The organism is Dactylosporangium sp. CA-152071, assembly GCF_050936335.1.
Taxonomy (GTDB): Bacteria; Actinomycetota; Actinomycetes; order Mycobacteriales; family Micromonosporaceae; genus Dactylosporangium; species Dactylosporangium maewongense.
The window spans coordinates 2,697,334-2,709,832 of the sequence record NZ_JBNJMZ010000001.1; the positions used below are offsets into that span (position 1 = coordinate 2,697,334).

Here is a 12,499-nt window from a genome sequence, read left to right on the forward strand (position 1 = left end):
CTCAGGCGTCGGGGAGCGTGAAGGAGAACGTCGCGCCGCGGCCCGGCTCGCTCTGCGCCCAGACCCGGCCGCCGTGGCGGTCGACGATGCGCTGGACGGTGGTCAGGCCGATGCCGGTGCCGGGGAAGTCGCTGCTGTCGTGCAGCCGGCCGAAGGGGCGGAAGAGCTGGTCGGCGCGTTCGGCGGGGAAGCCGGCGCCGTTGTCGCGGACGTAGAACGCCGGCGGCGAGCAGCCGATCTCGATCCGCGGGGACGCGGTGCGGCCGGTGAACTTCCACGCGTTGCCGACCAGGTTGATCAGGACGGCGCGGACCAGCTCGCCGTCGCAGGAGGCCCGCATCCCGGGCGCGACGGTCACCTCCACCTCCCGGTCCGGGTCGCGCTGGCGCAGCTCGTCCACGACGTCGGTGGCGAGCGCGGTCAGGTCGACCGCGGCGCGCTGGATCTGGCCGCGGTTGGCGGAGGCGAGCTGCAGCAGCGCGTCGATGAGCGCGTTCATCCGCTGGGCCGCCCTGTGGATGCGCAGGGCGAGGTCGGTGGGCTCCCCGCCGGTCTGCTCCTCCAGCAGCAGCTCGCTGAAGCTGATGATCGTCTGCAGCGGCGAGCGCAGGTCGTGCGAGACGGAGCCGCTGAAGGCCTCCAGCTCCCGGTTGCGCCACTCGAGCTCCTCGACGAGCTCGGCGCGGGCCTCCGCGACCTGCCGGGCGGCCCGCTCGTGCGCCGCCTCCAGCTCCCGGCGCACCAGCTCGTCGCGGATCCGCCGGTTCTGCTCGTGCAGCTGCTGCCGGCGGATGTGCGCGCGGATGTGGGCACGCAGCGTGTTGGGGCCGTCGACGCGGCGCACGTAGTCGTCGGCGCCGGCGGCGAGGCAGTCCAGCAGCGCGTCGCCGGCGCCCAGGCCGATGACCGGCATGTCACGCAGCCCCGGCACCGACCGGATCCGGGTGCACAGCTCCAGGCCCGCGGTCGTGTCGCCCTGCCCGTCGACCGCCAGGACCACGCACCCGGCCGGTTGCACGGCGAGCATGGCGAGGGCGTCGTCGGCGTCGGGCGCGGCGACCGGCTCGTAGCCCTCCTCCCGCAGCAGGTCCGCGGCGTGGTCCAGGAACCCGCGGTCGGGGTCGACGAGCAGCACCTTGACCTGGCCGTGGAACGGGCCGTCCGGCGGCAGCGGGGTGACGGTGCTCTTGCGCAGCACGGCGGCCAGCTTGGCGAGGACCACCGCCAGGCTCTCCTGCTTGCGCACGAACGCGTCCGCGCCGGCGTCGAGGATCTGCAGCTCGGTCGCGTAGTCGTCGGCGGCGGTCAGCAGCAGGCACGGCACGTTGCGCAGCGTCGCGTCGAGCCGGACCCGGCGGATGACGGTCGCGCCGTCGATCCCGGGCAGCACCCCGTCGACGATGATCGCGCTCGGCGGGCTGGCCGCCGCGACCCGCAGCCCCTCCTCGCCGCTGGCGGCGGCGAGGACCTCGTAGCCGGCGCCGGCGAGCAGGTGCCGCAGCTCCTCGCGGAACGTGAGGCTGTCGTCGATGACCAGCACCGACGGCTGGGCGGGTGGCTCGGCACCGCGCCGCAGCAGCTCCCGGCTGCGGGCCACGACCGCGTGCGCGTCGTAGGGCTTGCCGACGTAGTCGTCGGCGCCGTGGCGCAGGCCGCGGAGCCGGTCGCTGACCTCCGCCTCGCTGGACAGCAGCAGCGCCACCACCCCGGCGTGGCCGGGATGGGCGCGCAGCGCCCGCAGCAGCTCGACCCCGTCGGCGTCCGGCAGCAGCACGTCGAAGAGCGCGACGTCGAACTGCTCGGCCTCGAACGCGGCGAGCGCGTCGGCGCCGTTGGCGCACAGCACGGTGCGGAAGCCGCCCTCCTCGAACGCCTCGTGGAGGTCCATCCGGACGGTCAGGCTGTCGTCGACGATCAGGACGGTGCTCGCCATCCGACCTTCTCCGTCAGCCCGGCCGCGATCAGGTCCGGCGGCAGGATCTCCACCGCGGCGTGCAGCGCCGCGGCCTCCTTCGGCATGCCGTAGACGACGCAGCTGCCCTGGTCCTGCGCGTAGGTGTGCGCGCCGGAGCGGCGCATCGCGAGCAGGCCTTCGGCGCCGTCGCGGCCCATGCCGGTGAGCAGCACGCCGGTGGCGCCCGCGCCGACCTCGGCGGCGACGGACTCGAAGAGCACGTCGACGGACGGGCGGCACGAGTGCCGGGGCGGCCCGGAGTTCAGGTGCAGGTGCCCACCGCGGACGATCAGGTGCCGGTCCGGCGGCGCCATCACGACCTGCCCGGCGACGGACTCGAGGCTCTCCCCTCCGCGGGCGTACCGCACGACATGGCCGGTCTGCTCGGCGAGCCACCCGGTGAAGGCCTGCGCGAACGTCTCGTTGGTGGCGAGGTGCTGCACGTACAGCACCGGCACCGACAAGCCTCTCGGGACGCCGCGCAGCAACGTGACGATGGCGCCGGGGCCGCCCGTCGAGGCGCCGACCGCGACGAGTCTCCTGGGCATCCGAGGTGTACGGATGGCCGCCTGCACGGGTGCGGCCGCTCCCGGGGGCCGGTGCCGCGTCACGACCCGGATGCGCGACACGACCTTGACCGCGGTGCGCAGCCGCGCGCCCCACGTGTCGTCGGAGGCGTCGCCGCGCGGCTTCTCCAGCACGTCGACCGCTCCGGCGGCGAGCGCGTCGTACGTGGTGAACAGCTCCTGCCGGGACGCCGAGCACACCACGAGGATCGGCGTCGGCTGGCTCGCCATGATCCGCTCGGTGGCGGCGAGGCCGCTCATCACGGGCAGGACCACGTCCATCGTGATGACGTCGGGCCGCAGCCGCCGGCACAGCTCGACGGCCTGCGCGCCGTCGACGGCCTCCCCGACGATGTCGAAGCCGTGCCGCTCGGTGAGCGCCTCGCGCAGGCACTGCCGCACCGTCGCGGAGTCCTCGACCACCAGTACCTTGATCATGGGTTCCCCACCAGGTCGCGGATGTGGCCGAGCAGCTCCTCCTGGTTGAACTCCGACTTCACCATGTACGCGCTGGCGCCGGCCTCGGCGCCGCGGCGGCGGTCCTCCGCGGACGCGCGCGAGCTGACGAGGATCGCGGGCGTCTCGCGCAGCACCGGGTCCTCGCGGGTCAGGGCGACGAACGTGAACCCGTCCATGCCCGGCATGTCGATGTCGACGAGGAACAGGGCGTACCGCCGCAGCTTGACCCGCTCGAGGGCCTCCTCGGCGGAGGCGGCGAGCTCGACCTCGTAGCCCGCCGACTCGAGGATGCTGCGCTCCAGCATCCTGGTGGTGAGGGAGTCGTCGACGACGAGGACCGGGTCGGTGCGCCCGGCGGCGCCGGCCTCCCGGGTGAGCGGGTCGGCGGGCTTCTCGCCGTCGGCCGCGGCGACGAGGCCGTGCGGGTCGAGCACGATCCGTGGGTTGCCCTCGGCGTCGATGGACAGGCCGTTGACGACCGCGCCGGCCGGCGCGAGCTCCGGCAGTGGCCGCACGACCAGCGCCGACGTGCCGAGCAGCCGGTCGACGCCCACCGCGAGGACCCGGCCGCCGGCGGCGATGATGACGCCGACCGCGCCGCCGTCGCCCTGCGGCTGCGCCGGTGGATCTCCGCCCGGGGTCAGCACGCGCGCGAGGGGCAGGAACGCGATGACCTGCCCCTCGTGGGCCATCGCGCCGGCCGCCGCGGCGGCGGCGACCTCGACGGCGCTCAGCAGGACGCAGGTGCGCACCGCGTCCAGCGGCAGTGACGCGAGGGTCCCGGCCGCCTCGACGACGAGCCCCGACAGCGACACCAGCGACAGCGGCACGACCAGCTCCACGGTGGTGCCGCGGCCCGGCTCGGTGCTGACGTCGATCTCGCCGCCGAGCTGCTCGGCGACGTCACGGACGGCGTCGAGGCCGATGCCGCGCCCGGAGATGCCGGTGACCTCGCCGGCGGTGCTGATCCCGCCGTGCATGAGCAGCCGCATCAGCTCCCGCACGTCCTGCTCGGCCGTCCCGGAGCCGCCGGCCACGAAGCCCTGCGCCTCCGCCTGGCGCCGCACGGCGGCCAGGTCGAAGCCGCGGCCGTCGTCGGTGCAGCGGAACGCGGCGTTCGTGCCGCGGCGGCGGACCTCCACGGTGACGTGCCCGGCGGGCGGCTTGCCGGCGGTGCGCCGCTCCGCCTCGGTCTCCACCCCGTGCGACACGGCGTTGCGGACCACGTGCAGCAGCGCGCCGGACGCCAGGCTCAGCACGTGCGGGTCGAGCCGCAGGTCGCCGCCGCGGCTGTCGAATACGACCTTCTTGCCCTCGGCGGCGGCGGCGTCGTACGCGGCCCGGTGCAGCGTGGTCAGCACCGCCGCGACCGGCACCAGGCGGAGCCGTTCGGCGCGGCCGCGGATGTCGTCGAGCTCGCGCTCCACCTGCTCGACGGTCTCGGTGAGCTGCCGGCCGAGCGCCGTCAGGTCGGCGGCCAGGCGGGTCGCCATGGCGCCCGTCCGGCCGTCGGCGCCGTCGTGCTGCGCGGCGCGGATCCGCAGCTGCTCCGTGATCGCCTCGGCGGCCCGGCGCGCCCGCTCGACGGTCGCGACCTGGCGGCGTAGCGGCGCGAACCGGGCATGGGCTTCGCCGACCGCGTCGAGCAGCTCATCGATGTCGGCGCTGTCACGGCGTACAGGAGCGGCTTGAGGCTCTGGCTTTTCTGGCTTTTCGGGCTTTTCTTCCTTCTTGTCCGGCTGTTGCAGAACGTCGGCCAGGACGGTCATCCGGTCGGTCAGGGTGAGCAGCGCGCCGACCGTCTCCGGCGGGACCGGCGCGGCGCCGTCGCGGTGCGGGACGAGCAGCTCCTCGAGGGCGTGCGCGGCGTCGGCGATCTCCTTCTGCCGCACCACCCGCGCCGCGCCCTTGAGCGTGTGCGCGTGCCGCAGCAGCCTCGCGACGGGCTCCCGGTCCGCGCTGTCGCGGGTGAGCTCCAGGACCCCCTGGGCGAGCTGCCCGACGAGCTCCTGCGCCTCGATCCGGAAGTACCGCAGCGGGTCCTTGGCCTGTCGCGCCATTCCGGCAGCTCCCGGCACCGCGGGCGACGGGGCGCTCAATGCCGGTCGGCGCCCGCGGCGACCAGCCGCAGCAGCTCGGTGGAGAGACCGGCGAGATGGGTGGCGGTCTGTCTGGTCTGCACGGCGCTGGACTCGCTCTCCTGGGTGACCCGGGCGGTGTCGGTGACCGCGACGTTGACCTGCTCGACCGCGGTCGTCTGCTGCTTGGTGGACAGCTCGATCTCCCGCGCCGACTCGGTCGTCGTCGCGACCAGGTCGGCGATCTGCTGGAACGACGCGGTGACCGCGCCGAACTGCCGGGTGCCGGCGTCGACGGCCTTCGCGCCGGTCTCGGTCGCCATGACCGTCGTGTTCACCGCGCCACGGACGTCCTCGATGAGCGCGCGGATCTCCTTGGCGGAGCCGGCGGTGCGGTCGGCGAGCTTGCGGATCTCGTCGGCGACGACCGCGAACCGGCGGCCCCACTCCCCCGCCCCGGACGCCTCGATGGTCGCGTTGATGGCCAGGATGTTGGTCTGCTCGGCGAGCTCCGACACCAGGTCGACGACGCCGCCGATCTGCTGCGAGCGCTGCCCGAGCTCCAGCATGTGCTGCACGATCAGGTCGACCTGGCGGCGGATCGCGGTGATCGACTCGCGGGCCTGCTCGATGGTCGCGTCGCCGGAGCTGGCCGCGCCCGCGGTCTCCTCGGCGATCTTCGCCACCCGCTGCGAGCCCTCGGCGATCTGCCGCGACGTGATCAGCAGCTCCTCGATCGTCGTGTTGATCTCGCTCATCGCGGTCGCCTGCTCGCGGGCGCCGTTCGCCTGCTGGCTGGCGGCGGCCTCCAGCTGGGCCGAGGAGCTCTGGATGTGCCCGACCGTGCTGGCGACCTGCTTGCCCAGCGCCCGGATCAGCAGCACCGCCACCAGCACGCCGAACACCAGCGCGAGCAGCGCGATGCCGATCACGACGAGGGTCGCCACCCGCGCCTTGCTCGACGCGGCGTCCCGCTGGTCCGTCAGGTCCTGGCGCAGCAGCCCGCCGAGCGCGTCGATGTGCTGGTTGAGCGCCGCGCGCTGCGGCGCCACCGTGTCGTCGAACTCCTTGGCGATCCGCTCTGCCGGGGCGGCGTCCCGCCGCAGCGCGATCACCGCCTCCAGCGCCGCCTGGTGGTTCTGCTCGGCCTGGACGGAGGCGTCGAGCAGGTCCCGCTCGCGCTGCGAGTCCGTCACCCCGCGCAGCCGCTGGACCGCCTGGGCGAACTCGGCGCGGGCCTCGGTGATCTGGGTGCGGAACCGTTCGTCGCCGGTCAGCAGGTACCCGCGGGACGCGCTGCTCTTCGCCTCCACCGACACCCGCAGCTGCTGCGCCTCCACCAGGCCCTGCACGCCGATGTCGATCACGTGGTCCTTGCCCTCGACGACCGTGTCCAGCGCGGCGACCGTGACCCCGCCGGTGATCATCGTCAGCAGCACGACGACCGCGAAGCCCGCGGCGAGCCTGCGGCCGAACGTCCATCTCCGGTTCATCGTTCCCCGTCCCCCGCTGTCACCGCGTCCCATACGGCTCCCGTCAGTGTCTGGATCGCCGCCCGTACCGCCGGGACATCGACGATCGGCCGGGCGCCGCCGTCCATCGGCACGATCCCGCGCAGGCAGCCGCGCGGGCCGTGGCCCGTCGACTCCTCCACGATCAGGTCGCGCGGGACGCGCAGGTGGCCGTCGAGGCCCTCGAACGCGAGCGCCACCGTCGGCTCGCCGGCGACCAGGACCAGCCAGCGCCGGTCGGCGGTGGCCGGGTGGCCGAACACGGCCCCGAGGTCGTAGACCGGCACGATCGAGCCCCGGAAGCTGGCGACGCCGAGCAGCGACGGCTGGGGGCCGGGCAGACGCGTCACCGGGCGGTCCGGGAAGAGGCCGGCGGCCTGGGTGAGGCGCAGCGCGTACCGGTGGCCGCCGACCCGGATCGCGAGGAGGTCGTCGAAGCCGGTGACCTGCTCGCGGTGCGGCTCGGTGAAGGAGCGGTCGAACGACTCGCGCAACTCGGCGAGGCGCTGCATCAGGTCGAGGGTCTTCGTCTTCATCGCGTGTCCCGCGGCGGCCGGCGTCGGTCCGTGGCTGTCATGGCGTGTTCCGCGGGCGTCATCGTGGTGCTGCCAGTTCGGCGTGGCAGAGGGCGATCAGGGCGCCGCGGCCGAACCCGCCGCCGAAGAGCAGGACGCGCTCCTCCTTCTCGTGCCGCAGCAGGGCCGCGGCCTGGCCCAGCTCGCGTTCGGCGGTCGCCCGGTCGCCGCCGCGCCGGGCGAGCAGCCCCATCCGCAGCCGCGGCATCGCGAACTCGGCGTCGAGGTGGGCCGCCATCCGGTGGTGTTCCAGCGCCCCGTCCGTGTCGCCGTCGCCCTCCCGGCACTCGCCGAGCAGGTGGTGCGCGTCGGGGTTGAGTGCGTCACGGTCCAGCAGTCGGTGGCAGACCGCGGCGGCCCGCCCGGTGTGCCCGAGATGGGCGAGGACGGCGCCGCGCAGGAGCAGCACGTCGGGCCGGTCGGCCGCGGCGGTGTCGATCGCGTCGAGCGCCGCGAGGGCCTCACCGAACCGCTCCTGCTGCACGAGATGCAGCGCCTTCGCCTTGCCGTCCTCCTGAGGTGCCGGCCGCACCCGGTGTGCGTTCTGCGCCTGCTGTACGACCTTCTGGTAGTAGAACGTGTTGTGGGTGTGCTGCACCGCGAGGGCGGGCGGCTTGCTGCCGAGCGTGTCGGTGTGTCCCAGGAAGAGGTAGCCACCCGGCGCCAGGGCCCGCGTGATCCGGGCGACCGCGGCCGCGACCGTCCTCGGCGTCAGGTACATCAGCAGGTTGCGGCAGAAGACGACGTCGTACGTGTCGGGCGCGAACAGCACCGGGTCGTCGTTGACGGCGTTGTACTCCAGGAACCGCACGCGCCCGCGGAGCCGCTCGTCGATCTCGACCCCGTCGGCGGCGGCCCGGAACCATCGCTGCTGCACGGCGTCCGGGGTCTCCCGCAGCGACCACTGCGAGTACCGCCCGGCGGCGGCGACGCGCAGGGCGGCCCGGTTGACGTCGAGCCCGACGATCGACACGTCCCACGACGGCTCGACGCGCTGGGCCGCGACCATCGCGAGCGTGTACGCCTCCTCGCCCGTCGAGCAGCCCACCGACAGCAGCCGCAGGCATCGCTGGGTGGCCCTGGCCCGGACGCGCGCGGGCAGTACCACCTCCGCCAGGACGTTGAACTGCTCGATGTTGCGGAAGAAGTAGGTCTCGTTGACGGTCACGGCCTCGGCGAGGGCGGCGAGCTCGTTGTTCCAGGCGGTGCCGAGGCGGTCGAGGTAGCCCCGGCCGGACAGTCCGTGCTGGCCGGCGCGCGCCCGCAGGGTCGCGGCGAGCTGGGGGTCCCGCTTGTCGTCGAACGTCAGCCCGAGCCGGACCGACAGCAGCTCGCGCAGCCGCGCGACGTCCTCGTCACGTTCCATCGTGCACCGGCCACTCGTCGTGTTCCGTGCTTGGGCTTGGGCTTGGGCTTGGGCTTGGGCTTGGGCTTGGGCTTGGGCTTGGGCTTGGGCTTGGGCTTGGGCTTGGGCTTGGGCTTGGGCTTGTGCTTGGGCTTGGGCTTGTCAACGGCCATTCGTCGCGGGGCGCGCTCGGCAGTGGCCATTCGCTGCTCAGGAACAGCAGGGGGCGGGCATCCAGGACGCCGACGGCCGCGACGATCCTGGTCGCCGAGGCGGCGAGCACCGGCGGTGGCGGCCGGTCGGCGTCCGGCTCCACCGGCAGCACGCCTCGGACCGGCCCGGTGGCGTACGCGAGCGGCCCGCCTGCGGTGCGCGTCGTCACGAACCTGCTGGGCCGCTCCGCCGCCGCGCCGAGGAGCCGCGCCGTGTCGACGACGGGCACCGCGAGCCCGCGGATCACGCTGACCCCGAGCAGCACGTCGGCCGTGCCCGCCAGCGGCTGCACCGGCAGCGGCCGGATCGTCTCCACCACCTCACGCAGGGGCAGTGCGCACAACAGGTCACCGACGCCGAAGACCAGCGACAGCCCCGGCGGCGCTTCCGTGACAGCGGTCATCGCCACGCGATCATGATATGCGGCATTGGTCGGTTTTATACCGCGATCGGGTGAGGGCTGCGTGCTCTCGCCGGCTCCGGTTTTTGTCATACCCTCGGCGTAGGTTCGCAGGCATGGACGTGACCGCATCTGTTTCCCGGCTCGCCGCAGCCGCGTCGTTTCTGCTGCGCATGCTGACCGGCCGCTCCCTGCAGCCGTCCCACGCGGGCGTGCTGCTGCGCGCCGACGACGCCGGCCTGCACCTGGTCGCCACCGACGGCGAGGTCGTCGTCCACCTGCACACCCCCGCGACCGTCCACACCCCCGGCGAGGTCGTCGTCCCCCGCCGGGCCGTCGCCGACACCCTCACGTCCCTCGACGCCGCCGACGCCCGCCTCACCGTCCAGGGCGGCCGCCTGTCGATCCGCGTCCCGGGCGCCCGGTTCGCGCTGCCCAGCCTCCCCGACGCCACACCCCCGCCGGTCCACCTGCCCCCTGCCCACGGCACCGTCGCCGGCGACGACCTCCGCACCGCCGCCGTCCCGGTGGCCGGCGCCGCCTCCCGCGAGCACGCCCTCCCCCTCTTCACCGGCGTCCGTCTCCGCGCCCACACCAGCACCCTGTCGCTCCTGGCCACCGACCGCTTCCGCCTGGCCGCCGCCGCGATCCCCTGGCACCCCACCTCCACGCCGGCAAGCGACGCCGTCGCCCGCGAGACTGCGACCGTCCACGCCGGGGTCGAAGCACTCGTGCCCGCAGCCGTGCTGGCCCGCGCCGCCCAGCACCTGTCCCGCGAGGAGACCATCCACGTCCACGCGGACGACGACCTGTTCGCCCTGTCCTGGGACGGCGGCAGCCTCACCACCCCGACCCTCGGCACCGGTTACCCCGACGCTCAGATGTCCCGCCTCCTCGACATCTCCGCCATCTGCACCGTCGAGACCGACGCCGACACCCTCGCCCAGGCGGTCGACCGCGCCACTGCCTTCGGTGGCCCCCACGGCCGCGTCACTCTCCAACCGATCGAGGGCGCCCTCCTGGTCCACGCCGACGACCCCCTCACCGGCGAGTCCGAGCAAACCCTCAAGGCCACCACCGACGGCACCCACGTCGTCCGCTCGTTCCAGGCCCGCCTCCTCCTGGACGCCCTGCGCGCGTTCCCCCACCACCCCGTGCGGCTCCAGTTCCAGCCCGACCTGCGCGCAACCGCGTTCACCGCCGCCCTGCCCACCACCACCCTCAACTACCTAGTCGTCCCCCTCCGCACCCCACCGACCACCTGACACCGACCGTCCCCTCAGCCCCATCCGGCTCCAGTTCCAGCCCGACCTACGCGCAACCACGTTCACCACCTCCCTGCCCACCACCACCCTCGACTACCTCGTCGTCCCCTCCGCACCCCACGCCGCTGGCGGGGCGAGTTCAGGTCCAGGGCGCTGCACCTGGCGACGCAGGCGATCACCGACCACCTGAGACCGCCCGGGCCCCCTCAGCCCCGTCCGACACCCCAGACAGCCACAACCACTGCCGGCCCCGACCGGTGGCCCGCTGCGGCGCGGCTGCACTGGTTTCGTCAACGGACATCCCACCGCCTTCAGCCCCGCGGGGTCTCCGTGTCCTTCACTACCCGCCGCAGATCCCCACGTCCTCCAACGCCCGGCCACCGCACGCATCCACGACCTTCATCCCCACGTCGTTCGCCACCCCGCCACAGACCCCCACGACCTTCACATCCCGCCGCCTGCCTCGACGACCTTCACCTCGCTGCAGATTCAGCAGCCCGCCACAGGCCTCCACGACCTTCACATCCCGCCGCCTGACCCGACAACCTTCAACGCGCCCCTCGGCATGCGCCCCACCTGCACTTCACACCTGCCGCCGGCCTCCACGACCTCTCCACCTCGCCGCAGAACTCCGCGCCGTTCACCGCCACGCCGAGGATCTCCCCGACCTTCATCCCCACGTCGTTCGCCCACCCGGCCACAGACCCCAACGACCTTCACCTCGCTGCAGATCCCCCGCCCTTCAACACCCAGGCACCGTGAGCCTCCACAACCTTCGCCTCCACGTCGTTCACCAGCCCGCCACAGGCCGCCACGACCTTCACATCCCGCCGCCTGACTCGACGACCTTCAACGCGCCCCTCGGCACGCGCTCCACCTGCACTTCACACCTGCCGCCGGCCTCCACGACCTCTCCACCTCGCCGCAGAACTCCGCGTCGTTCACCGCCACGCCGAGGGCTCCCCGGCCTTCGGCGGCCGCCGCGATCGTTGTCCGAGCCGTGCCCGTGCCCGATCGGCTGGCGTGGGCGCTCGCCACCGCAACCGACAGGTGCTGCCGGCTCGGACGGTTCCACGGCGACACGTGGTCGCCGCGCTTGGTTCACGTTGCAGAGGCTGACGAACGAATGCGGCGAGCCCCGGCAACTTCCCGGCCGTCACGTCCGACGGCTGGCACGGCGGCGCCGCGGCGATCGCGACGCTCTCGCCGTCGCACGCCGGTGGAGCGGCGGCCCGACCGCCGGCCGCCGTGCAGGGGCCCACCCTGTCAGCGTGACAGCGCGTCACACATGGCAGCGCTGCGCACCCAGCAGCCCAGCACCCCGGCAGCACGTCACACATGGCAACGCGGCTCGCCCCGGCGGCACAGCACGCCAGCAGCGCCGCATCTCCGGCAGCGCAGCGTCTCCCTGTGCAGCGCGGCACGCCCAGCAGCGCGGCACACCCCGCAACGCGGCACCCCCCGCAACGCGGCACGACTGACAACGCGGCACGACTGACAACGCGGCGCGTCTGGGACGTGTGGCAGCACTTCGGGGGGTGGGTGGGAACCCGTCGCCGGCGAGCGGTGGGGGCGGGGGGTCAGTTGTTGGGGGCCTCGGAGCTGATGTCGGCCAGGGGTGAGGTGGGGTCGCGGTCGATGGCGAGGTCGCCGAGGGAGACGATGCCGACGAGGTTGTCGCCGTCGAGGACTGGGAGGCGGCGGAGGGCGTTGGTGCGCATGAGCTCCGTGGCGGTGTCCACGTCGTCGTGTGGGGAGACGGCGACCAGGTCGGGGGCGACGACGTCGCCGACGGCGGTGGTGGCCGGGTCGGCGCCGGTGGCGACCACGCGGACGGTGACGTCGCGGTCGGTCAGGACGCCGCGGACGCCGCTGGTGGCGGTGACGACGAGGGCGCCGATGTCAGCGTCGCGCATGAGCTCCGCGGCGGCGGTGATCGGGGCGTCGACGTCGATGGTGAGTGGTGCGCTGGTCATGATGTTCTTCACCTGCTGGCCCATGGCTGGACGACTACCCACTTCCGCCGGTGGGAATCCCCCGCCGGGACCCGCCGCGACAGCGGGTGGGGCGGGAGCAGCAGCTGACGGTGACCGCCCGCCGGTGGTGTGTGCCGGCGGGCGGTCAGGCCTGGCA

At 73.8% G+C, this 12,499-nt stretch carries 9 protein-coding genes; 1 reads left to right on the plus strand and 8 read right to left on the minus strand.

Going from position 1 to position 12,499, the window contains the following annotated elements; genetic code table 11:
• Position 1: 1 nt before the first annotated feature.
• The 7 genes from ACQEVZ_RS11970 to ACQEVZ_RS12000 are packed head-to-tail and all read right to left on the minus strand — an operon-like array spanning position 2 to position 9,104.
• Positions 2-1,933, minus strand: coding sequence for a response regulator (locus ACQEVZ_RS11970; RefSeq protein WP_433365335.1), 1,932 nt, complete (start codon positions 1,931-1,933; stop codon positions 2-4).
• A complete protein-coding gene (gene cheB, locus ACQEVZ_RS11975) occupies positions 1,915-2,958 on the minus strand; it encodes a chemotaxis-specific protein-glutamate methyltransferase CheB (protein ID WP_433365338.1) in 1,044 nt (347 codons plus the stop codon). The genes ACQEVZ_RS11970 and cheB overlap by 19 nt, the downstream gene beginning before the upstream one ends.
• On the minus strand, positions 2,955-5,039 hold the full coding sequence (locus ACQEVZ_RS11980; RefSeq protein ID WP_433365341.1) for a hybrid sensor histidine kinase/response regulator: 2,085 nt from the start codon (positions 5,037-5,039) through the stop codon (positions 2,955-2,957). The genes cheB and ACQEVZ_RS11980 overlap by 4 nt, the downstream gene beginning before the upstream one ends.
• Before the next feature lie 35 nt (positions 5,040-5,074).
• A complete protein-coding gene (locus tag ACQEVZ_RS11985) occupies positions 5,075-6,550 on the minus strand; it encodes a methyl-accepting chemotaxis protein (protein WP_433365344.1) in 1,476 nt (491 codons plus the stop codon).
• The gene (locus ACQEVZ_RS11990; RefSeq protein WP_433365347.1) at positions 6,547-7,104 is read right to left on the minus strand and encodes a chemotaxis protein CheW; all 558 of its coding nucleotides are present in this window, start codon (positions 7,102-7,104) and stop codon (positions 6,547-6,549) included. The genes ACQEVZ_RS11985 and ACQEVZ_RS11990 overlap by 4 nt, the downstream gene beginning before the upstream one ends.
• A gap of 58 nt (positions 7,105-7,162) precedes the next feature.
• Positions 7,163-8,509, minus strand: coding sequence for a CheR family methyltransferase (locus ACQEVZ_RS11995; protein WP_433365350.1), 1,347 nt, complete (start codon positions 8,507-8,509; stop codon positions 7,163-7,165).
• The gene (locus ACQEVZ_RS12000; RefSeq protein ID WP_433376736.1) at positions 8,499-9,104 is read right to left on the minus strand and encodes a chemotaxis protein CheW; all 606 of its coding nucleotides are present in this window, start codon (positions 9,102-9,104) and stop codon (positions 8,499-8,501) included. Before ACQEVZ_RS12000 ends, ACQEVZ_RS11995 begins: the two co-directional genes overlap by 11 nt.
• Positions 9,105-9,217: 113 nt before the next feature.
• Here ACQEVZ_RS12000 and ACQEVZ_RS12005 point away from each other — a divergent pair, with 113 nt between their 5' ends.
• Positions 9,218-10,366, plus strand: a complete 1,149-nt coding sequence (locus tag ACQEVZ_RS12005) for a DNA polymerase III subunit beta (protein ID WP_433365353.1) — start codon at positions 9,218-9,220, stop codon at positions 10,364-10,366.
• 1,580 nt (positions 10,367-11,946) lie between these two features.
• Here ACQEVZ_RS12005 and ACQEVZ_RS12010 read toward each other — a convergent pair.
• Positions 11,947-12,342, minus strand: a complete 396-nt coding sequence (locus tag ACQEVZ_RS12010; RefSeq protein WP_344504271.1) for a CBS domain-containing protein — start codon at positions 12,340-12,342, stop codon at positions 11,947-11,949.
• Positions 12,343-12,499: the final 157 nt, after the last annotated feature.